Annotated in this window: 23 protein-coding genes; 17 read left to right on the top strand and 6 right to left on the bottom strand. The window is 34.0% G+C overall.

Annotated elements, in window-relative coordinates:
* The first annotated feature begins 459 nt into the window (after positions 1-459).
* Positions 460-933 carry a hypothetical protein gene (locus tag EVI01_RS11535; RefSeq protein ID WP_010751776.1) on the top strand — a complete coding sequence of 158 codons (474 nt, stop codon included), beginning with the start codon at positions 460-462 and terminating at the stop codon, positions 931-933.
* 72 nt (positions 934-1,005) lie between these two features.
* Here EVI01_RS11535 and EVI01_RS11530 read toward each other — a convergent pair whose 3' ends face one another.
* On the bottom strand, positions 1,006-1,674 hold the full coding sequence (locus tag EVI01_RS11530; RefSeq protein WP_010751775.1) for a CPBP family intramembrane glutamic endopeptidase: 669 nt from the start codon (positions 1,672-1,674) through the stop codon (positions 1,006-1,008).
* 237 nt (positions 1,675-1,911) lie between these two features.
* Here EVI01_RS11530 and groES point away from each other — a divergent pair, with 237 nt between their 5' ends.
* The gene (gene groES / locus EVI01_RS11525; RefSeq protein ID WP_010751774.1) at positions 1,912-2,196 is read left to right on the top strand and encodes a co-chaperone GroES; all 285 of its coding nucleotides are present in this window, start codon (positions 1,912-1,914) and stop codon (positions 2,194-2,196) included.
* A 39-nt stretch (positions 2,197-2,235) separates the two neighbouring features.
* Positions 2,236-3,861: a chaperonin GroEL gene (gene groL, locus EVI01_RS11520; RefSeq protein ID WP_010751773.1), complete on the top strand. Its 1,626-nt coding sequence runs from the start codon at positions 2,236-2,238 to the stop codon at positions 3,859-3,861.
* A 131-nt stretch (positions 3,862-3,992) separates the two neighbouring features.
* Here groL and EVI01_RS11515 read toward each other — a convergent pair whose 3' ends face one another.
* Entirely contained in the window at positions 3,993-4,352 is a 360-nt protein-coding gene (locus EVI01_RS11515) for a hypothetical protein (RefSeq protein ID WP_010751772.1), read from the bottom strand.
* A gap of 232 nt (positions 4,353-4,584) precedes the next feature.
* Between EVI01_RS11515 and EVI01_RS11510 the strand changes: the two genes are divergently transcribed.
* Together EVI01_RS11510 and EVI01_RS11505 are read left to right on the top strand one after the other, a co-directional pair.
* Complete coding sequence (locus tag EVI01_RS11510) at positions 4,585-4,857, top strand: hypothetical protein (RefSeq protein WP_010751771.1); 273 nt, start codon at positions 4,585-4,587, stop codon at positions 4,855-4,857.
* A 16-nt stretch (positions 4,858-4,873) separates the two neighbouring features.
* Positions 4,874-5,797, top strand: a complete 924-nt coding sequence (locus EVI01_RS11505; RefSeq protein ID WP_010751770.1) for a LacI family DNA-binding transcriptional regulator — start codon at positions 4,874-4,876, stop codon at positions 5,795-5,797.
* 108 nt (positions 5,798-5,905) lie between these two features.
* On the opposite strand, the gene EVI01_RS11500 is transcribed toward EVI01_RS11505, so the two are convergent.
* Positions 5,906-6,664, bottom strand: a complete 759-nt coding sequence (locus EVI01_RS11500) for a MerR family transcriptional regulator (protein ID WP_010751769.1) — start codon at positions 6,662-6,664, stop codon at positions 5,906-5,908.
* A gap of 198 nt (positions 6,665-6,862) precedes the next feature.
* Between EVI01_RS11500 and EVI01_RS11495 the strand changes: the two genes are divergently transcribed.
* The 6 genes from EVI01_RS11495 (at position 6,863) to EVI01_RS11470 (ending at position 13,099) form a co-directional block, all read left to right on the top strand.
* Complete coding sequence (locus tag EVI01_RS11495) at positions 6,863-7,225, top strand: DUF1827 family protein (RefSeq protein ID WP_010751768.1); 363 nt, start codon at positions 6,863-6,865, stop codon at positions 7,223-7,225.
* 151 nt (positions 7,226-7,376) lie between these two features.
* Positions 7,377-8,849: a nicotinate phosphoribosyltransferase gene (locus EVI01_RS11490; RefSeq protein ID WP_010751767.1), complete on the top strand. Its 1,473-nt coding sequence runs from the start codon at positions 7,377-7,379 to the stop codon at positions 8,847-8,849.
* Between the two features lie 13 nt (positions 8,850-8,862).
* Positions 8,863-9,687 (top strand): NAD(+) synthase, encoded by an 825-nt coding sequence (nadE, locus tag EVI01_RS11485; protein ID WP_010751766.1) that lies wholly within the window; start codon positions 8,863-8,865, stop codon positions 9,685-9,687.
* A 228-nt stretch (positions 9,688-9,915) separates the two neighbouring features.
* Positions 9,916-11,772 (top strand): LTA synthase family protein, encoded by a 1,857-nt coding sequence (locus EVI01_RS11480; protein ID WP_025480688.1) that lies wholly within the window; start codon positions 9,916-9,918, stop codon positions 11,770-11,772.
* 95 nt (positions 11,773-11,867) lie between these two features.
* Positions 11,868-12,302 carry a hypothetical protein gene (locus EVI01_RS11475; RefSeq protein ID WP_010751764.1) on the top strand — a complete coding sequence of 145 codons (435 nt, stop codon included), beginning with the start codon at positions 11,868-11,870 and terminating at the stop codon, positions 12,300-12,302.
* Positions 12,303-12,745: 443 nt separating this feature from the next.
* Positions 12,746-13,099: a DUF7006 family protein gene (locus tag EVI01_RS11470; RefSeq protein WP_010751763.1), complete on the top strand. Its 354-nt coding sequence runs from the start codon at positions 12,746-12,748 to the stop codon at positions 13,097-13,099.
* Between the two features lie 436 nt (positions 13,100-13,535).
* On the opposite strand, the gene EVI01_RS13740 is transcribed toward EVI01_RS11470, so the two are convergent.
* Both EVI01_RS13740 and EVI01_RS11465 read right to left on the bottom strand, forming a co-directional pair.
* Positions 13,536-13,697, bottom strand: coding sequence for a hypothetical protein (locus EVI01_RS13740; protein WP_010751762.1), 162 nt, complete (start codon positions 13,695-13,697; stop codon positions 13,536-13,538).
* The gene (locus tag EVI01_RS11465; RefSeq protein WP_010751761.1) at positions 13,694-14,731 is read right to left on the bottom strand and encodes a lactonase family protein; all 1,038 of its coding nucleotides are present in this window, start codon (positions 14,729-14,731) and stop codon (positions 13,694-13,696) included. Before EVI01_RS11465 ends, EVI01_RS13740 begins: the two co-directional genes overlap by 4 nt.
* A gap of 138 nt (positions 14,732-14,869) precedes the next feature.
* On the opposite strand from EVI01_RS11465, the gene EVI01_RS11460 reads away from it, so the two are divergent.
* Positions 14,870-15,223: a PTS glucitol/sorbitol transporter subunit IIA gene (locus EVI01_RS11460; RefSeq protein ID WP_010751760.1), complete on the top strand. Its 354-nt coding sequence runs from the start codon at positions 14,870-14,872 to the stop codon at positions 15,221-15,223.
* Between the two features lie 8 nt (positions 15,224-15,231).
* Positions 15,232-16,413 (top strand): AI-2E family transporter, encoded by a 1,182-nt coding sequence (locus EVI01_RS11455; protein WP_010751759.1) that lies wholly within the window; start codon positions 15,232-15,234, stop codon positions 16,411-16,413.
* Positions 16,414-16,661: 248 nt separating this feature from the next.
* Here the strand turns inward: EVI01_RS11455 and EVI01_RS11450 are convergent, their stop codons facing one another.
* Positions 16,662-17,282: an NAD(P)H-dependent oxidoreductase gene (locus EVI01_RS11450; protein WP_010751758.1), complete on the bottom strand. Its 621-nt coding sequence runs from the start codon at positions 17,280-17,282 to the stop codon at positions 16,662-16,664.
* A gap of 205 nt (positions 17,283-17,487) precedes the next feature.
* Between EVI01_RS11450 and EVI01_RS11445 the strand changes: the two genes are divergently transcribed.
* From EVI01_RS11445 to EVI01_RS11430, 4 genes are all read left to right on the top strand, one after another.
* Positions 17,488-18,120 carry a TetR/AcrR family transcriptional regulator gene (locus tag EVI01_RS11445; RefSeq protein WP_010751757.1) on the top strand — a complete coding sequence of 211 codons (633 nt, stop codon included), beginning with the start codon at positions 17,488-17,490 and terminating at the stop codon, positions 18,118-18,120.
* 15 nt (positions 18,121-18,135) lie between these two features.
* Positions 18,136-19,863, top strand: coding sequence for an ABC transporter ATP-binding protein (locus EVI01_RS11440; RefSeq protein ID WP_010751756.1), 1,728 nt, complete (start codon positions 18,136-18,138; stop codon positions 19,861-19,863).
* Entirely contained in the window at positions 19,860-21,746 is a 1,887-nt protein-coding gene (locus tag EVI01_RS11435; RefSeq protein ID WP_010751755.1) for an ABC transporter ATP-binding protein, read from the top strand. Before EVI01_RS11440 ends, EVI01_RS11435 begins: the two co-directional genes overlap by 4 nt.
* A 203-nt stretch (positions 21,747-21,949) precedes the next feature.
* Entirely contained in the window at positions 21,950-22,801 is an 852-nt protein-coding gene (locus tag EVI01_RS11430; protein WP_010751754.1) for a VOC family protein, read from the top strand.
* Positions 22,802-22,998: the final 197 nt, after the last annotated feature.

Genomic DNA, 22,998 nt, shown 5'->3' with positions numbered 1-22,998 from the left:
TTTTGTAACACCGTGAAAAAGGTTGTGAAAAGAGTGCTTTGATCTAATCACTAAGGAAGAAAATCTTGAAACAGCTTTTTATGTTTTGAGATTTATTGACTTAGTGTCGAAGATCAACCCTTTTGAACACCATGAATAGATGGTGACAGAAGCGATCTGCCCCTAGCAAACAAAAGATAAATTTTTAAATTAGTTTTTATAAAATAAAAAAAGAGCGACAATTCTAATAACTTAGGACTGTGGCTTTTTACTTCACAAAAGACTTCTAAGAAGGGACAAAGCTCTTCTTAACTCGTAAAATCATTCACTCATCACCATTATCGTATACTTGTACTTAAAGAACGTAACGATCATGTGATAGTTTAAGTTTTATATAAATTGTGTTGCTGAACTGTTATTTATCTATTGTATTTATTATCCTTGAACTGTAAATAACTTTAGTTTATAGGAGTGAAATAAATGAAAAAAGTGTATATTCTTTTATTGGGTGTGTTATTGTTATCGGCTTGTTCTAGTGCGAATGTTAAAAGCCCATCATCAGATTCTTCTAATAGTGAGCTGAAGTCTTCTCAAGCAATACATAATTCTACTACAGAAGAGGAAACGTCCAGTGCTGAAAAGACCTCTATTCAGAAAAATACTGAAAACAGTATAGTGAATGAGACTGGTACGCAAGAAACAGCAAACACATCAGTAGATACAGGAACAACTACCAGTGATGAAGTAAAGGAAGAGAAATATTACCGTTTGATCAAGAAAGCTTGGCAAGAACAAAAAGATTATGTTGATTCAATTACGGATGCTAAGGTGAAACAATCCGTTCAAACACCATTTGCAGCAGCAAATGCGAAAGCAAACCAATTAGAAATGGAAAATTCAGCTGATACTGAGTTAATCACTACTAGCTTAAATAAAGTGTTAAATGGTCAGTAACTAAACTAAAGCGAGAGGCTAAATTTTTGGCCTCTCGCTTTAGTTTATATTTAAGGAAAACCTAATAAAAAATTAAGCAGAAATCAATCCTTTTTGAATGGCTAACTGGACAATCACAACCAATGTATTCATACCAACATGGGTAATCATGGATGTCCAAATTCTTCCAGTAGTTTTATATTGTAGACTAAAGAAAAATCCTAAGAAAAAGTAAATCAACAAGTGTCCATCGTTGTGTGCGAAAGCAAACAATAAAGAACTAATTACAGCTCCAACCCAAAAATTCGTGTATTTTTCAACAATCCCTAAAATACTACGACGAAAAACAAATTCTTCCATAATCGGTCCAGCAATCGTTGTCGCTAAAATAAAGGCTGGAGCCTTGAGAATCATTTGGATAATGTCTTGGGTGTTTTCAGAAGGACCACTATTTCCAAATAAAAAGGTTTCTAAGGCAACAGCAATAGCTTGGATGATCAGAGCAATAAAAATTCCAACTAAACCATATAAAATAATTCGTAACAACGATGCTTTTGGGATGATTGCTTCAATTGATAGCGGTTCATTTTGCTTGAAGTAAAAGAAAGCTAAAACAATAGCTCCAATGACATACATGATCGCAGTGGCGGTAATCACTCCAGAGATATTATGAACAATTCCAATATATGGAAAAATCAAAGGAGAGAGAAAAACGAGACCATAACAAAAGATACTAGCAAAACTATATTTTTTTAGTGACATAAAATTCCTCCTTGAAAATAGGCAGAAAGAGTAGTCTGCAAGGATAGGTATTAATTATAACATAGAACGATTAGAGGTTAACTTGTGAACCTCTAATTGTTGATAATAAAATTAATGAACTTCATTTAAAAAGCTTGCAAAAAAATCAAAGAATGAGTATTATTAAAAATGTAAGTTAGCACTCGGTATATAAGAGTGCTAACAAATCCAAAAAAAGAGTTATCGGAGGGATTTATCGTGTTAAAACCATTAGGTGATCGCGTCATTATCGAAGTCGCACAAGAAGAAGAAACAACTGTTGGAGGGATCGTTTTAGCTTCATCAGCTAAAGAAAAACCACAAACAGGAACAGTTGTCGCAGTTGGTGAAGGCCGTTTATTGGAAAACGGAGAAAAAATTCCAGCTGATGTAAAAACAGGCGACCAGGTGATGTTTGAAAAATATGCCGGTACAGAAGTGAAATTTGAAGGAAAAGAATATTTGATCGTTGCAGGCAAAGATATCATGGCGATCGTTGAGTAAATAAAAAAGATCTAAAAAATTTTGATGAGGTGAATAGACATGGCAAAAGAATTGAAATTTGCAGAAGATGCTCGTGCAGCAATGCTACGTGGGGTAGATAAATTAGCAGATATAGTAAAAGTAACATTAGGGCCAAAAGGTCGAAATGTGGTATTAGAAAAATCATACGGTTCACCATTGATTACAAATGATGGGGTAACGATTGCAAAAGAAATTGAGTTAGAAGATCATTTTGAAAATATGGGAGCAAAATTAGTTTCTGAAGTTGCTTCAAAAACAAATGATATTGCTGGTGATGGAACAACAACTGCGACTGTTTTAACACAAGCAATTGTTCGTGAAGGATTGAAAAATGTCACGGCAGGAGCTAACCCATTAGGCATTCGTCGTGGGATTGAATTGGCAACAAAAACAGCTGTTGAAGAATTGCATAATATTTCAACAGTTGTAGATTCTAAAGAAGCAATTGCCCAAGTAGCTGCTGTTTCTTCTGGATCAGAAAAAGTAGGGCAATTGATTGCTGATGCAATGGAAAAAGTTGGCAATGACGGTGTGATTACTATTGAAGAATCAAAAGGGATCGAAACAGAGCTTGATGTGGTCGAAGGAATGCAATTTGACCGCGGTTATTTGTCACAATACATGGTCACTGACAATGACAAAATGGAAGCTGTTTTAGAAAATCCGTATCTTTTGATTACAGATAAAAAAATCTCTAACATTCAAGATATCTTGCCATTGTTAGAGCAAATTTTACAACAATCTCGTCCATTGTTGATTATCGCTGATGATGTAGATGGCGAAGCTCTACCAACATTAGTATTGAATAAAATCCGTGGAACATTTAACGTTGTAGCAGTTAAAGCACCTGGATTTGGGGATCGTCGTAAAGCAATGCTTGAAGATATTGCTATTTTAACTGGTGGTACAGTTATTACAGATGATTTAGGGCTTGAATTGAAAGATGCAACAATCGAAAATCTAGGAAATGCTTCAAAAGTTGTCGTAGATAAAGACAACACAACAATTGTTGAAGGATCTGGTGAGAAAACAGCTATTGAAGCTCGTGTTCAATTGATTAAAAATCAAATCAGTGAAACAACATCCGATTTTGATCGTGAAAAATTACAAGAACGCTTAGCAAAACTTGCTGGCGGTGTCGCAGTTGTTAAAGTCGGTGCAGCAACTGAAACTGAATTAAAAGAATTGAAATTACGTATTGAAGACGCATTGAACGCTACACGTGCAGCCGTTGAAGAAGGAATGGTTTCAGGTGGCGGTACAGCATTAGTCAATGTCATTAATAAAGTTTCTGCTGTAGAAGCACAAGGCGATGTTGCAACAGGTGTGAAAATCGTCGTTCGTGCGCTAGAAGAACCAATTCGTCAAATTGCAGAAAATGCTGGTTACGAAGGTTCAGTTATTGTTGATAAATTGAAAAATGTTGAATTGGGTACAGGATTTAATGCGGCGACAGGTGAATGGGTAAATATGGTCGAAGCAGGTATCGTTGATCCAACGAAAGTGACTCGTTCAGCACTACAAAATGCTGCATCTGTTTCAGCATTACTATTAACAACGGAAGCAGTCGTTGCAGATAAACCAGAACCAGCGGCACCAGCAGCACCAGCGATGGATCCATCAATGATGGGCGGTATGATGTAATAAATTAAGAGAGAATCTTTTTATAATGGGATTCTCTCTTCTTTTTTGTTTTATTTTAAATGAAAGAGGGACAAAAAAGGGGCAGGAATATCAAAGACTATTTAGTTTATCAATAACTTATTGTTAGTTGATTATCTTGTAAAACTATTTTTAGTTGAAAAGATAAATTTATCTGAACGCGTTGAGTTCGTCAATTTGTCTATTTTCTTTTGCGATTTTTTTAGTAAGTGATCAAATTTTTCTTGCTCTCTGCGTAACAAAATATTTTCTTTTTTTTGTTTTTTCGATGGTCTATTTTTATCTATTAGACAGTTTTCTTTGATTTCTACTAGATTCTCCACATTTACATTTTTTCGCTGATTTTTTTTCCTTATTTCTTCAGCTGTTCTTTTCTGCCGCCTCATTCGTGCTAGATATATTCGTTGTAGTATACTTCTTATTTTTTTCTTTATTCCTCTTTTTCTGCCTATTTTTTGTGCTTGTTTAAACATTAGACTAAACTCCTTTCAATTATTTATTTCAATATTTATGGTAGCAGAATTCTACTTAAGAGATTGAACTACTTTTTCTAGATAGTTAAAATGAAAGTCTTATTGAGTGTCAAAAGATATAGGTAATATATCTTTTATTATTTGTTACTGATTTGATGAGACAAAACAAAGGACTTGCTATGAGACGCGTTTCATAAGTTATACTCATTTTATCAAAAAGGAGGAATTTAGAATGAATACCTACATCAAAGTGACCAACGGAGCAATGACTGATTATTTTTATGCATTTGTGGAATTTAAAGAATCTATGCTTGAATTGTCTACGTCTCAAGGGTTAAATAAGAAGATGGTGAAAAAAATTCCTTTAGAACAAATTAGTGAGTTGACAAAAGATACTTATTTAGGTGGACAACGTATAAGTTTTGAATACAATGGGACATTCTATCAATTTTTCGAATGCGGGCATGCTGTGGTAGACTATTTACAAGAAAATCTTTTTGTATAGGTGGTCTAAGTGAAACATGACAAACATCAGAGATATTGCAAAGTTGACGGGATATTCTGTTTCTACTGTTTCCCGAGTGATCAACAATCACCCTTATGTTGATGAAACAAAACGAGCTGAAATTTTGTCTGTAATAAAAGAATTAGAGTATGTACCTAATGCGAGTGCGAGGCAACTAAGTTACGGGAGAACAAAAAATATAGGAGTTATTTTACCCTATACTGATCATCCCTATTTTGATCAATTGGTTAGCGGAATTATTGAGTCTGCTTTTAATGAGGATTACAAAGTAACCTTGCTACCAACAAACTATCAAGTGGAAAGGGAACGAATGTATCTAGAAGAATTTGCAGGAAAAAGATTTGATGGTTTGATTGTCACATCTCGTGCCAATCCGTTAGCTGTCTTGCTTTCTTATCAAAAATATGGACCGATTATTTTCTGTGAAGAAATAAAAGAAACAAAAGCTAGCTGTGTCTTTATTAATCGGGAAGAATCACTAAAAGAGGCACTTAACTACTTAAAAACACAAGGCGTTGAAAATTTAGGAGTGACTTTAGGAAGAAGTGGTCGTCTAAGCTATAACTCTAAAATCACATTAGAAATTTGTAAAAAAATATTCCCCAATTTTGACTTACAGAATATTTTTTGGAACTGTATTGACTATGAACAAGGTGTGAAAGCAGCAAAGTATTTCAAACAAAAGAAGATTGACGGTATTTTGTCAAATACCGATGCTGTTGCTGCAGCTATTTTACAAAACGGCCTATTAGAAAGTAAAAAACGTGTGATAGGAAGAGACAATCTACTAATTAGTAAACTATTGGCATTTTCAACGATTGATCATGGTTTGAGAGAATGTGGTGAAACGGCCTTCATACTTTTCATTGAAGAAAAAATGGAACAAATAAAGATACCTTATCGATTTATTCAACGATAATCAGTAGCTGTGTGCCATTCACATAAAAAAGACCTAACGCCCATCACAGGGATTAGGTCTTTTTTCATGATTGAATAAGGGGAAGGGGTGAGCGATTGAAAAAAATTTTTAGGAAGAAGTATGTGTTTGGATAATCGAATGAAGTGCTTTTGCTGCACCTTTTGCGCAACGATCATCGTAATAGGAAGTAAATCTCTCATCTGCTACATACATTTGCCCTAATCCACGGTGAGCTTCTGAACTATAAGTGGGCCAAGTGAAAGAAAGCCATTTTTTATGTGTTTCAAATATTCGGTCGGCTAGTTTTTGGTCGGTTTGGTTGTTTAGATAAGTGGATAAATCAATCAAGAGTTGTTTTTCCGTCGCTTGCATTTCTTTAAATGTAGATTCTTCCATATTTTGCCATTTTTTATTTGATTCATCAATGGTATGATTTCCATATTTTGTGCGTATTTCTTGTCCATAATTTTTTTCGTTTTCTGTTATTTTTTGTTTTTTTAGTCCTTCAAATTTTTCGTGATCTTGCATGGGTTTTCCTCCTTTGGAACTGTTTAATGTTTGCTGAATCGTTGTCAACAATGTATCAATTTGCTCTCTTTTTTCTAGTAACATTTTTTGATGTTCAATCAAAGCTTTTTGATGATCGAATGTTGGATTATCTAAAATTTCTTTTATTTTTTCCAATTTAAATTCAAGCGAACGGTAAAATAGTATGTGTTGCAAACGATCGACTTCATGGCTGCTGTAGATGCGATAACCAGACGAAGTGATTCTTGCTGGTTTCAATAAATTAATTTCATCATAAAAACGCAGGGTTCTAGGACTGACACCAGAAATTTCAGCCATTTTTTTAATTGTATATTCCATTGTAGGCCTCCTTGTGTATTTATCTTATTCCTTGACGTAACTAGAAGGTCAAGAAAATTTGTATATTTTTTTGCATTTGTTTTTATGTTATAATAAATACTATAGAAAAACGAATTTTTTTGAGTTTAACACGTACGTTTGAAAGCGATTCCCTTAGTTGGACGCTTGTTATAAAAAATGAAAGAAAAGAGGAATGAGATGAGATTAATAGAAACCCCTGTTACAAATAATTTAAATATTAAGACTTTTTATCCTAAAGTAGTTGATTTTTTCTTTGGTAGTACCGCTATTAAATATTACAAATTTTATTCGCTTGATCGTACGCAAATCCTATTTTTGGATACGTATGAAAAGACACAACTATTGATGGTTAATACCAAAAAAAAGATTACAAAACAAGAAATTGATTTTGTGATTCGACGTATTTTAAAAACTGAACGTGAAGACGTTAAGGTGCATATTGGTGTAAAACAGGATTTAGAACAAGCTGGGATTCAATTTAAACGACCAAACAAGGACATTGTGATCATTGAACAAAAAGCAACTCCTTCAATAGTGTAAACAAAACCTTTTATAAATCAAGAGAATGACTTGATTTGTAAAAGGCTTTTATTTGTCCTTTTTCAGAAAATAATCAAGATTTCTTCTACTAATTCAATTTTTTGTTATAATGGATAAGAAATGAAAACTTGCCAAGAGGAGTAATAATAAGATGAATAAAATTTACCCAGATGACAGTTTGACGTTGCATACCGATTTATACCAGATCAATATGATGCAAACATACTGGGAACTAGGACGAGCTGATCTACATGCTGTTTTTGAATGCTATTTTCGTGAAATGCCATTTAATCATGGTTATGCGGTATTTGCTGGTTTAGAACGATTAGTCGAATATTTAGAAAACTTGACATTCACTGAAACAGACCTAGATTATTTACGGAAGATGGATGTATATCCTGAAGGTTTTTTAACCTATTTAAAAGAATTTAAATTTAAAGCAACTGTACGTTCTGCTCGTGAAGGTGAATTAGTCTTTGCAAATGAACCATTAATTCAAGTAGAAGGTCCTTTGGCACATTGCCAATTAGTCGAAACAGCTCTTTTGAATATGGTCAATTTTCAAACATTGATTGCAACAAAGGCTGCAAGAATCAAATCAGTGATCGGTGATGATCCTTTATTAGAATTTGGGACAAGAAGAGCTCAAGAACTGGATGCAGCTGTTTGGGGCACTCGTGCTGCTTACATTGGCGGGGCAGATGCGACAAGCAATGTAAGAGCTGGGAAAATATTTGGTATCCCTGCGAGCGGGACACACGCCCATTCTCTTGTGCAATCTTATGGAAATGATTATGCAGCATTTATGGCATATGCCAAGACACATAAAGACTGTGTTTTTTTGGTAGATACGTATGATACATTAAAATCAGGAGTACCAAGTGCGATACGAGTGGCGAAAGAACTAGGAAATAAAATTAATTTTCAAGGTGTTCGTATTGATAGTGGAGACATGGCGTATATTTCGAAACGAGTACGTGAGCAATTAGATGCAGCTGGTTTTACTGAAGCTAAAATCTATGCCTCAAATGATTTAGACGAAGCAACAATTCTGAATTTAAAAATGCAAAAAGCAAAAATTGATGTCTGGGGTGTGGGTACAAAATTAATCACAGCCTATGATCAGCCAGCATTAGGAGCGGTTTTTAAACTGGTTTCAATTGAAGATGAAAATGGTGAGATGATTGATACCATTAAGCTTTCTAGCAATGCAGAAAAAGTTACGACTCCTGGTAAGAAACAAGTTTGGCGGATTACGCGTAACTTTGACGGAAAATCAGAGGGCGATTATGTGACGCTTTGGGAAGAAGATCCCAGAAAAGAAGAGGAAATTTTTATGTTCCATCCTGTTCATACATTTATTAATAAGACGGTTCGTGATTTTACTGCACGTCCGATTCTACAAGATATTTTTGTGGAAGGGCAATGTGTGTATGATTTGCCTTCTTTAAATGAAATAAAAGAGTATACTCGTAATAATCTAGATTCACTTTGGGAAGAATACAAACGTGACTTAAACCCTCAAAAGTATCCTGTTGATTTATCGACAGATTGCTGGAATCATAAGATGGCAATTATGGAGCGCATGAAGAAAAATGTCGCGAATTTGCATAATGAAGATTAAGGAGGAAAAAACAATGAGCTTACAAGAAGAAATTATCCAAGAATTAGGTGTCAAACCAACGATTGACCCTAAAAATGAGATACGAGTGAGTATTGATTTCATGAAGGCTTATTTAAAAAAATACCCTTTCTTAAAAAAATTTGTTTTAGGGATTAGTGGAGGACAAGATTCTACATTAGCTGGACGTTTGGCGCAATTAGCGATAGAAGAAATGCGTAAAGAAACAAAGGATGAGCGTTATCAATTTATCGCAGTCCGTTTACCTTATGGCGAACAAGCAGATGAAGAAGATGCCAAAGAAGCATTAGAATTTATCCAACCAGATGTACGTTTACGAGTAAACATTAAACCAGCTGTTGATGCCCAAGTAGCCGCATTAGAGGAAGCAGGCATAGCAATCAGCGATTTTAACAAGGGAAATATCAAAGCGCGTCAACGAATGATCACGCAGTATGCTATCGCTGGCGAACGAGAAGGGGCGGTACTGGGAACGGATCATGCCGCTGAAAATATTACTGGGTTCTTTACAAAATTTGGTGATGGTGGGGCAGACATCTTGCCATTGTTCCGCTTGAATAAGCGTCAAGGAAAACAATTGCTCCAAGAACTAGGTGCACCAGAAAAACTTTATACCAAAATACCGACAGCTGATTTAGAAGATGGGAAACCCTTGATTGCAGATGAGGTTGCTTTGGGTGTAACTTATACTGAAATTGATGATTATTTAGAAGGAAAAGAAGTACCCGTCGATGCCCAACAAAAAATTGAAGCTTGGTGGAATAAAACACAACATAAACGCCATTTGCCAATCACTGTATTGGATGACTTTTGGAAATAAAGGAGAAATTCTTGTTTTAGAAATAAGATGATTCCTTTTAACAGAGAAATGGGTTTATAAAAAAAGGAACAAGTACGCATCAATGTACTTGTTCCTTTTTTATGGAAGGAAAAATTGTTATGTTTTTTTTACAATTCTTTACTTGCTAATCGTAAACTACTAAAATAAAGAAAGGGATACCAAGGAGTATACAAATGAAACCAAAGGAGCATCCATTTGAAAAATCGCATAAATTATTATTTTAATCAACTATCTTTGAAACAAAAGAATAGTTTAAAAGTTATATTACTCGTTATGAGTACGATATTGATCGTTGTAGGGAGTAACTTATATTTACAATGGTGTCAAAATGATCGATCGCTTGATTTAGCGTTAAAATTTGCTTTTTCATGGCATACTGAAAAGTTTTTATTAGCTTGTCTGGTGCTGGGAACTGTTTTTCTTTTTTTAGTTTCATTATTGGGTTCTTTTCTTTTTGGAACCTTCTTTTACTTGATAAGTCTTGGGATTTTGGGCTATGCAGACTACTTAAAGATGAGTTACCGTCAAGAACCAATTTATCCTGATGATTTAAAAATGTTAACCGAATTTGGTTTATTAAAAGATATGACAGGAGATGTTTTGTTTTATCTATTACTAGGGTTGATCATGCTTGGCGTAGTAGCTAGTATTTGGTCATTTTATCGTAGTTTGAAAAGAGGACGGAATTTTCAAGCAATCAGAATCATTACTTTTATTACCACAATTTTTGCGCTTTTTTACATTAGCAATTTTAATAATCCTAATAATTTGCTTCGAAAAGCATATAATAAAACGGCCCTATGGATACCTTACAGTCAAAAAATGAATTACTATAATACTGGATTTATTGGTGGTTTTTTATACAATTTGAAAATCGATCCAATGGAAGAACCTAGTGGGTATTCAGAAGAAAAGATAAATGAGATTACTACCCAATACCAAAAATTAGCCAATGAAAAAAATAAAACCGCTTCTGATGAAAAACCAAATATTATTTATGTCATGAGTGAAAGTTTCTCAGATCCAAGTCGCTTAAACGGCGTAGACGTATCAGGAGAACCTTTAGCAGATTATTATGCCGTAGCTAATCAGACGTTTAGTGGAACTATGCTTTCACAAAACTATGGTGGTGGAACAGCCAATATTGAATTTGAAGCACTTACTGGTTTTTCGATGGCATTATTTAATGCACAGATGACCACCCCATATACAATGCTAGTCCCTAAAATGACGAAACTACCTTCTATTGTGTCGACATTGAATGAGCAAAATTACCATACAACGGCTATCCATCCTTATAATACATCGATGTATAAACGTAAAGATGTTTACAATATTTTAGGCTTTGATAATTTTATTAGTGAAAGCACAATGACTCACACCGAGACAATTGAGAGCAATCCTTATATTTCTGATGCCTCAGCTTATAAAGAAGTGCTTGATCTTTTAAAAAATGGACAGATACCACAGTTTATCCATTTAGTGACGATGCAGACGCATATGCCATATGGTGGAAAGTATACTGATTTAGATTATTCAGTTAAAACAGATGATGATAGTAGTACAAGTAGTTTAGAAAATTATGTACAAGACATTGCTTATAGTAGTCAAGCATTAAAGGAATTTACGGAAGCTTTGAAGGCATTGCCGAGAAGAACGTTAGTAGTTTTTTGGGGGGATCACTTGCCTGGTATTTATTCTGAGGAAATCCAAAACAAGAATGATAAGCAAACGTTACATGAAACTCAATTTCTAATGTTTGATAATCAAGGGAAATTAACGAAAAAAGAAGACCAAAATGCAGTCATTAGTCCATTTTATTTTGCAGCTAGCTTACTAGACCAAACAAACCAGGCGACGACGGGTTTTTATCAACTATTATTATCTCTTGAACAAGAATTACCCGCCTTTGAAAGAGAATTATACTATCAAAATGGACAATGGCATAAAGAAGCTCAATTAAATAAGAAACAAAAAGAACTATATGAAGCTTATCAAATGATTCAATATGACATTGTTTCGGGGGAAAAATATAGTTTGAAAAATCATTTTTTTGAAAAATAATGTTTTTCCTTCTTTTAATAAAGGAGAAAGCCTATTCATTCTTATAAAAAACAGGTAAAATAAAAAAGAAATAAAATGGAAAGTAGGAAGAAAAAATGTTACCGAATATTGGTTATTATGTGCAATCAGTGGATCGAATGGTGAAAGAAACAGAAGAAATTGGTGAACAAATGCATCCAAAATATCAAATCATCAGAGAAGCTATTGATCAGAAAAAAACAGTAGAACTAACAGCCGAAGAATTAGCTGAAACTATTCATTTATTTGAAGAAGGAACAACAAAATATCGGTTGATCTTGAAAAAAATTAGCCAACTTCGACCACCTGCAAAAGTTATGGGGATTCATAAAAATTTTGAAAAAGCTTATATGGCTTATGTAGCTGGTTGTGAAGAAATGATTCAAAGTCTCCAAACAAAAACCGGCATTGATCCTTATTTGTTTGATGCCGCTGAAGAAAAGCAAGATGAAGCGACAGAAAAAATTTCTGCAACGATTCAAAAAATGACCAATCTATTAATAAAAAAATAAATCAAATTGAAAGTTCATTCAAAAATAGAGTTATTTAATTTAACTATCATATAATTTTTATGTTCATTCATGTTAAATCGTTTATCATAGTAAAGTAACCTATAACCAACAACAATTTTTTGAATTACTCTATTGGGTAATTCGCCTTTACCGTCGAGCCTAACCAACTCGACGGTTTTTTTGTGGAAATTATTCCAGCGATTTTAAACGCCCAGTAGACCTTATTTTTATTCCTTGGTTCAAGTTAGATCATCTGTTGCTCTAATTGTTGTATACAGGGGAACAGACACAAAACATTTTTAAATTTTAATTTATCACAAAAATGAAGTAAAAAATCGAAAATTCATTAGTTGTTTTTAATAGTATAATTATAATTAAACTTATTTTCCTTTTATAGTTCAATTTATTCTTACAATAAAAAATTAATGAATAAGGGTGTTAAAATGAATGATTTTGAAAAAAAATTTGATGACAGATGTTTGAAATTAAAATGGCACTTTAAACAAATGAATGATAATGATACGTATTATTATGTAAAAAACTTGGAAAAACAAGTCTCACAATTAGTAAATGAACACAACAATCAAGATTTTTGGGATATTTTTCCTAAAATATTATCCATTGATTCTAAACTTTCCATTCTGGAAGATTTTGTAAAGTTGGATATAGAGCATTTTTTTGAGGGGGAAGAATTGATTCAAATGGCTGAGAAAGACTATCGAACCTATAATAAAGAAAATTTTGGATATAAGAGGGATGAGCCATGTTCTAATTCGATTATTTTCTATACCGAATAACTAAGAAAAAAGGAGGGAATTAATTTAGTTTTCCACATGAGTGGGAACTATAATTAATTTCCTCCTTTTTTCAAGTGCTTAATGAATGATAGAAATTAGTTGATTTTCAAAAATGTTGTTCCTATTTGACTTTATATACAAATTAGAAAAAACTGATTTTCAAACAAAGCATTCTGTTTTTCGATTTATACATCAAAAGAGCCACTTTGTTTAGAAATAATTGTTTGAAAAATGGATTCGTTCAACAGGGTTGTTTACTTCTCAATGAATGTCAGATTCGTTTATTCAGTGAAGATTCCTTTTTTGAAGGATAGATTTTTAATGATAATAAAAAACTGTAGAGCAAAGAAGTTTTTTTTCTTTGTCTACAGAATAAAAATGTCAAAATCAAAGCTTTGATTTGAGTTTTTGTTGGAAAAATGTAAATGGTTATCTTTTAGTTCTCGACATTTCTGACATAGTCGTCAAAATAGTTGATCAGGTCATTTTTTATTTTTTGATAGTCTTCTTCACTATACTCTTTATCTTCCAGTTTTCCTTGGAAAAAAGGGATTTCTAAATCTTCTCTTAATCGATCTAATACATCATCTTTCTTCATTTTTCTATACTCCTATCAAAATAGACACAGACACATTCTGGTGCGTAAATATCTTTTTGTCGTAATTCCAGTAAACCAGTGTTTTCATGGCGATAGTAGAGGGTAAGGTTATCGGAATTTTGATTAGCACATACAATATAATTGTTATCAGGACTCAAAGCAAAATCACGTGGGAAATCACCTTCTGTGGCAATGATTTGGATACATTCCAAAGTTTGGTCCTTTTCAGAAACAGCAAAGACAGCAATTGAATTATGACCGCGGTTTGAGGCATAGACGAAACGTCCATCTTTGGAAACGCGAATCGCAGCGCCACCATTTTCTTCATTGAAGTTTTCTGGTAATGTGCTGATTTTTTGTTTTTCTTCAAATGTTCCTTGTTCTTTATTGTAAGTTAACACACGTACAGTACTGTCTAGCTCCCCAAATAAGTAGGCGATTGTTTTATTTATCGGATGAAAGACCAGATGACGAGGACCTGTTCCAGGATCTACCACAAATTCAGAGATAAGTGATAACTTTCCTTCATTAGATACATCATACGTATAGACACGATCGGTACCTAAGTCACAAACGACTAAACGGTTATCTGGAGTTAAATCGGTATAATGAACGTGGGCATGGTCTTGGTTTTTGTGAGGTCCGGTTTCTTCTTGATGAAAAACGGCATCAGTTGCTTCTAAACCACCATTGTCCAAAATGCGATATACATTGACTTCGCCTTTATGATAATTTGCTCCATAGACGAGTTGACGTACTTCATCTACAGCAACATAACATAATGGGGCACCAGATTCTGTTACCGCATTCAAAAAATGAAAGTTAGGATCGTAAGCGCCAATTCCGCCTAATCCATCAATACTTGTTACGTTATATAGATAGCCAGCTTCACTTTTGGCTAAGTAAGTGGGGCTATTTTCTTTTGTTGCCAGTTTTAACCCCGTAAGTTCTTCTTTTTCAGTATCTAATTCAATGGTATAGATCCCTTCACTCACACGTCTTGTGTACGTTCCTAAAATGATTTTTTCTACCATTTTTATCCCTCCTAAAATGTCTGAAATAGGTTTCGTTACTATTTTAGCACATATCAATTCATGACGGTTAAACAAAGAGAATATGTTATACTTATTATATACTTGAAGAAAGATTATTGTAGGGAAGGAGCGGATAAGATGATTCATGCAACTATAAAAGAAATAGGAGAACAAGCTGTAAGTGAGCAAGAACCAATCTTGATTTTATTTGATCAAACAGCGACTTCAACTTTACGTAACTATTCAGTGATTCAAGAAATTACTTCAAAAGAAACATTTTCTCTTAAAAAAGAAGATGTCATCTCTTTTGATCAGCAAGAATATACGATTGAACATGTCGGACCAATGGCAAATGAAAATTTAAGCACTGTTGGACATGTGACCTTGATTTTTGATCATTATTCTGTAGAAAATAGTATCGCTAATGGCATTTATTTAACACCACATCAGTTACCAGAGATTAATATTGGCACACAAATTGAGTATAAGTAGGTGGGATTATGGAGGAAAAGAATAAAAGAACAAGACCAATCTCTTGGTTTTGGCGCTGGTTTTTAAATAATCAAGTGGTTACTGCTTTATTAGTGGTGCTCTTGATTTTATTGATCGTTTTTTTATTTACAAAAGTATCCTATTTGTTTGCGCCAATCTGGCAATTTTTAGCAGTTGTAGGTTTGCCAATTATTTTAGCAGGTATTTTGTATTATTTGATGAATCCGATAGTGGACTATTTGGAAAAACAGAAAATTCCAAGATTATATAGTATTATCGGTTTATTTGTAACAGTTGTTGCGTTGATTGTTTGGGGATCGGTAGTGATTATCCCCAAAATACAAGAACAAACTATAAGTTTTATTGACAATTTTCCTCAATATGTCAAAACGATTGATCAGAAATTGACGGAAATATTAAGTGATCCATTGTTTAATCAATTTAGAGAACAATTAGAATCTGCTGGAGACAAATTTATGAGCTCAGCAGGAGACATGCTTCAAGATATCTCAAAAAGTACAGTTCAAAGTTTAGGAAGTTTTGTTGGGACGATCGCCACAATTTTTGTAGCGATAATCACTATGCCATTTATTCTTTTCTATTTATTGAAAGATGGAAAAAGATTAGCACCTTACTTCGTTAATTTTTTACCGACACGTATGCGAAAACCAACATTGAAAGTTTTAAGTGAAATGAATGCACAGGTTTCTTCTTATATTCGAGGACAGTTAACAGTGGCATTTACCGTCGCCATCATGTTTATGATTGGCTTTGCACTCATTGGCTTAGATTACGCAGTGACTTTAGGGATTATCGCTGGATTTTTAAATTTAATTCCTTATTTAGGTTCATTTTTAGCAATTATCCCCGCTATATTTTTGGGCATTGTAGCAGGACCTGCTATGTTGATTAAAGTGTTGATTGTTGCAGCTTTAGAGCAAACGATTGAAGGACGCTTGATTTCTCCATTAGTTCTAGGAAACCAATTAGCAATTCATCCTGTGACGATTTTATTAGTTTTATTAACTTCTGGAAAATTGTTTGGGATTGTCGGTGTCATTTTGGGTATTCCGGTATATGCAGCAGCAAAAGTAATAATCACGCATATATTTGAATGGTATACAACAATATCAAGTTTATATGAGGAAAAAAATAAGGACGGAATAGAAATTTCCAACTCTGAGAATTAATATATACAAAGTAAGTAGTGAAGAAACAATAAGTAAGGCAAAAATTGTAACGAACCATAAAAAATAATCCGATAAAATTTGAAAAAAGAAAAGCTATTTTCAGATTTAACGGATTATTTTTTATGGATTTTTTAAGCTCCTGTTTAACTAGATGTTCATTCAGTTGAACATCTCTTCTATCTGTTTGGTGAGAAGGAGAAGCTTTATTGTACTTTTTTGTAGTTTTTTATCTTATATAGCAGAGACAATTAGAAAGTTTTTCCAAAGTCAGCCGCTTTATCTAATGCTGATTGCATTAGTTCTTCCGCACGATCAGGGGTATAGTCGATCCCTTCAATAAATAATTGATCTACTTGATCAACACCCACAAAGTTTAAAATCCCTTTTACATATTGTGAAGCAAAGTCTTGTCCATTGTAGATGCCACCATTAGATTGGATGTGCAAGGCTTTCTTACCTGACACTAATCCTTCTGGACCATTTTCTGTATAACGAAATGTTTTTCCGGCTACGTTAACAGTATCAAACCATGCTTTTAATTTTGTTGGGATATTTAAATTCCATAAGGCATTAGCAATAACGATTTTATCTGAAGCAAGAAATTGATCAGTCAATTCATTAAAACGAGCAATTTTTTGTTGTTGACTTTCAGATAATGTGGTGAATTCAGCACCTGCACGAAGCGCTTCCCATCCTGAAAGTAATTCCTCATCGATCTCTGGAATATCATCATGATAAAGGTCTAAAACAGTCACCTCATCTTCAGGATGATTTTCTTTATAACTATTTAAAAACGTGGTTAGCGCTTGAACTGAACGTGATTCCTGTTCAGTCAATGGGTGACCTTTTACTACTAAAACTGATGCCATAATACTCTCTCCTCTATCCGTTTTTGTTAGGTGACTAACATAGCTAGTTTACTTGAAAGTGAAAAGGCTATCAAGTTTTTTAAGAATGAAATTTTTTGTTTTTTTATGAAAAAATATGAAAATAATTTGCAAAACATTTTTTTGATGTTATAATGACAAGGTGTCATATGACGTTGTGTCATTTAAGGCAGAAAGGAGGATAAATATGCCCACACAAACTTTTTTTCATTTACCAGAAGAAAAAAAGAAACGATTGCTAGAAGCTGCAAGAGTTGAATTTTCAAGGGTGTCATTAAAAGATGCTTCGATTGCTAATATTGTAAAAATTGCCGAGATTCCTAGAGGGAGTTTTTATCAATATTTTGAAGATAAAGAAGATCTTTATTATTATTATTTTGAAACAGTGAGACGCGATAGTTCAAGAGATATGATCCAGCTGATGAAAGAGGTGGATGGGGACTTATTTAAAGGCTTCGAGCTTTATTTTACTAAAATGATTCGTGAAATTTTAGTAGGAGAAAATGCCTTGTTTTATCGAAATCTATTTATGAATATGGATTATCGAGCTTCTCGTAAAGTTGTTCCCCATACAAAGGATCCGCATGAAAAACATAAACAAGAAGCAAAAGAACTAATTGAACTAATTGATCAATCAACACTCAAAGTGAAAAATGACCATGAGATGGAACTATTAATTCAATTAGTGATGAATGCAGTGTTTACTACCATTGCTCATGCTTATAAATCATTTTCAAAATCGAAAGAGTACTCGATTGATCATGCGATCGAAGAATTTCAATTAAAATTAACTTGGTTGAAAAATGGTGCTTATAAATAGAAAGAGGGGAATTATATGCTAAAAATCGTCAAACGGATTTCGTTGACCTCAGCTATTGCAGCTGCCTTGTTCATGGTTGTCCAGGTTTTCGCAGATCTTTATTTGCCGACACTTACCTCAAATATCATTGACAAAGGGGTCGCACAAGGAGATGTTGATTATATCTGGCATACTGGATTTATCATGATCGGTTTTTCTTTGATTAGTATTTTTGCGGCGATTGCAAATACTTTTTTTGCTACACGTGAATCACAAAAGTTAGGAAAACAATTACGTACGGATGTTTATAAAAAATCTGAGAGTTTAACAAAAGATGCATTTGATAAATATGGGACTGCTTCGTTAATTACACGTACGACAAATGATGTGACCCAAATTCAAATGGTTACACAAATGTTTTTAAGAATGATGATCAATGCACCAATTACATTGATTGGAGCAAGTTTTTTAGCTTATCAAAAAGATCATGAACTAACAAAAATTTTCTTAGTTGTTATTCCGATTATGCTAGTACTTATTGGTGGTATTATGTACTTTGCTGTTCCATTATTCAAGAGTATGCAAAAGAAAACAGACCGATTAAATTTAGTGTTTCGGGAAGGATTAACTGGAGTAAGAGTGATTCGTGCATTTGATAAAACACGTTTTGAAGAGAATCGCTTTGACTTAGCCAATAAAGATTATACAAATACAGCCATTAAGGTGAATACGATCGTCGCATTAATGATGCCGATGATGACATTGATTATGAGTGGAACAAACGTCGCAATTACTTGGTTTGGTGGACACTACATAGCTGATATGACACTAGAAGTTGGAAATTTAATTGCCTTTATGACTTATGCTATGCAGATTTTGATTAGCTTTATGATGCTTTCAGCTATTTTCATCATGGTTCCTCGAGCACAAGCTTCTGCAGACCGAATTAATGAAGTGTTAGATGAAAAAGTTGGCATCAAAGATCCTGAAAATCCAAAAGAAGTGAAACAAGCAGGAAAAGAGGCTACTATTTCTTTTGAACATGTCAACTACCGTTACCATGGCGCAGAAAAATTAGCCTTAGAAGATATTGATTTTTCAGCGAAATCTGGGGAAATGGTCGCAATTATTGGCGGAACAGGTTCTGGTAAATCAACTTTAGTGAATCTTATTCCACGCTTATATGATATAGAATCTGGCACGATCAAAATCAATGGTGTAAGTATCACGGATATGACACAATATAATTTACGTGAGTTGATGGGATTCGTACCGCAAAAAGCGATGTTGTTTTCTGGTACGATCAGAGAAAACATGCAATATGGGAAAGCGGATGCGTCCGATGAGATGATTTGGAAAGCACTAGAAATTGCGCAGGTAAAAGATTTCGTTTCAGAAATGGAAAATGGATTAGATAGCCACGTCGAGCAAGGCGGTGGAAATTTTTCTGGCGGACAAAGACAACGTTTAGCTATTGCGCGTGCTTTAGTAAAACCAGCTGATGTTTACGTATTTGATGATTCTTTTTCTGCTTTGGACTTTAAAACAGATGCGAAGCTACGTCAAGCATTGAAACAAAACATGAAGGAAAGTATTACTGTGCTCGTTGCTCAACGTGTAAGTACCGTCATGGATGCGGATACGATCCTTGTACTTGATGAAGGAAAATTAGTTGGCAAAGGTACACACGAAGAACTGCTTAAAACGAATGAAACGTATCAAGAAATTGTTCATTCACAATTAAGAGAGGAGGATTTAGCATGAGTAAAGCAACCACACAACCTCCTCAACGGCCAATGGGAGCTGGTCATGGTCCAGGTCGAAATATTGGTGCAAAAGGAGAAAAACCAAAGAATTTTTGGGGGACAGTGAAACGACTATTTGGCTATATGTCAAAACGCATGGTAGCGATTATTGCTGTATTTATACTAGCGATTGCAGCGGTTATTTTCCAAATCCAAACGCCAAAAGTTTTAGGGAAAGCAACAACTGAGATTTTTAATGGGGTGATGGCTGGAGCCAAACAAATGCAAGCAGGACAACAAATTTCTAAGTTTCCAATTAATTTTGATAAAATTGCCCAAATTATTGCAACAGTTATTGTCATGTATTTGATTTCTGCAGTATTTAACTTCTTGCAACAATTTATCATGACAAGAGTATCCCAACGTACTGTTTATGAATTACGCCATGATTTGGAAGCAAAAATGAATCGTGTACCAATTTCCTATTATGATACACATACCAATGGGGATATTATGTCACGTGCAATCAATGATATGGATAATATTGCTAGTACACTTCAACAAAACTTGACACAATTTGTTACGAGTGCTGTGACATTAATCGGTGTGATTGTTATGATGCTTTCGATCAGCTGGCAATTGACACTTGTGGCTTTGTTGATGATTCCTTTGAGTTTAGTTGTTGTCATGATCATCGCACCAAAATCCCAAGTATTCTTTGCTGATCAGCAAAAAAGTTTAGGACTGTTAAATAATCAAGTGGAAGAAACGTATGGTGGTCATACAATTGTTAAAACGTTCAATCATACAGAAAAAGACCAAGAAGTTTTTGAAGAAGAAAATCAAAAGTTATATGCAGCTGGTTGGAAAGCACAGTTTATTTCGGCCATCATCATGCCTTTGATGAACTTTGTTAAAAACTTGGGTTATGTATTTGTTGCTGTGTTAGGTGGAGTTAAAGTAGCAAATGGGAATATGACACTTGGGGATGTACAGGCATTCTTGCAGTATACAACACAATTTTCACAACCAATTACACAATTAGCAAGTTTGATGAATACGATTCAATCAACGGTTGCTTCAGCTGAACGTGTTTTTGAGGTATTAGATGAAGAAGAAATGACTGATAATAAATCTGGATTGCCAGTTGAAGAGAACACACCATACAAAGTCCGTTTTGAAAATGTCCAATTTGGTTACACAGAAGATAATCTTTTGATGACAGATTTCAATTTGGATGTCAAACCCGGAGAAATGGTGGCTATCGTGGGACCAACGGGTGCAGGGAAAACGACGTTGATCAATCTTTTAGAACGTTTCTACGACGTTTCTGGCGGTAGTATTCGCTATGATGGCGTAGATACCCGAGATCTTTCTCGTGATGATTTACGGGCACAATTCTCGATGGTTCTGCAAGACACATGGTTATTCACTGGAAGCATCTATGATAATATAAAATATGGCAATGATGATGCAACTGAAGAACAAGTGATAGAAGCTGCAAAAGCTGCTCACGTAGACGATTTTGTTCGCAAATTACCTGATGGGTACAATACTGTATTGAATGAAGATGCGAGCAATATTTCTCAAGGTCAGCGACAACTGATTACAATTGCACGGGCGTTCTTAGTAAATCCAGATGTATTGATTCTTGACGAAGCAACTTCTAGTGTAGATACTCGAACAGAGATATTGATTCAAAAAGCGATGAATCGTTTATTAGAAAACCGAACTAGTTTTGTAGTTGCTCACCGATTATCAACGATCAGAGATGCTGATAATATTATTGTCATGAATCATGGTTCTATTGTTGAAACAGGTAACCACGATGCATTAATGGAAAAAGATGGTTTCTATGCTGACTTATACAACAGTCAATTTTCTGAGGAAGCTGCTTCTTAATTGCAACTAACAATAAAAACGCATGGAATAAGTAGAATATTCTGTGCGTTTTTATTTCTTATAACCTTTGTTATTTATACATAGCTGACAAATTTCTTCAAAAATGCGAAAAATCTCACATTTTTTTAATAAAAACTCATTTATTGCTTGAAAGAAATGAGAAGCATCGTTAAAATAAAGTTTGATAGAGGGGGAGCAAGAATATGAGAGATTTTAAGTTGGGGTCTGATACATACTTAAAAAGCGTAGCAATCCGTGTTAAAGATAGAGATAAAATGATTGACTTTTACAAAAACACAATTGGTTTTGATTTGAAACGTGAAGAAAATGAATTAGCTATTCTAGGAACACAAGAGCAAGATAGTGAAATGCTTTTATTAGAAGAAAGCCCTAGAGCAAATGATCATTTTGGTGAGATCAAAAAACTGAATCGTTTTTCACTTGTTATTCCAACTGTGGAAGAACTAGCAGATATTCTTTCTCGCATTCGTAAAAAGAACTATCCTATCGAATGTGCATTAGAAGATGATGGACGTATCGGCATTTTACTGAAAGATCCTGAAGAAAATCAATTAGAAATTTATCACAGAGATTCAGAGATAAAAGTGGGGGATAATCCTGAAGAACTGGACCAAGAATCACTATTACGTCAATCGGATGAAACATATAAAAAGCTATCAGCTGATTCTTATTTTGAAACGATCCATTTAAATGTTTTGGATGTGGCAAAACAACGACATTTTTTAAGTAATTTGCTTGGACTGAAAGTTCATGAAGAAAAAAATGGACTGTATGTTTTAAATGAAGGTGATTTCCAAGTGGGAATAACAGAAGCGACTAGTGAAGCGATTGCTTTACCCACTCATGAAATTCTTGGCTTGGATTTCTTAAAATTTGTGGTTGATCAAGAAAGTATGGAAAATTTGATTCATCACTTGAAAGAACAAGCGGTTGATTTTTTCCTTGATCAAAAGCAGAATGTACTAACGATCTATGATACAGTTGGTATCGAATGGTGGTTTGTACTAGACATGAAGAAGACAAAACAACAATAAATCTTATCATTGAATAATTAGTAAAAAGCTCCTAACGATTTTTATGTTTAGGAGTTTTTTTATGATTTGTCTTTAAGTTTAGAACAGAGGTTTATTTTTTATCTAACATAAAATAAATAAAATGCTCATTCGTTCTTAATTTTTGAAGTAGATGATTTATCCACGGTGTTCAAAGGCTTGCACCTACGGCAATAAGC

This window comes from Enterococcus villorum (assembly GCF_007990225.1).
In the GTDB taxonomy this organism is placed as follows: domain Bacteria; phylum Bacillota; class Bacilli; order Lactobacillales; family Enterococcaceae; genus Enterococcus_B; species Enterococcus_B villorum.
The sequence above is the reverse complement of the archived record's forward strand: the minus strand, read 5'-3'. Positions and strand labels throughout refer to the sequence as shown.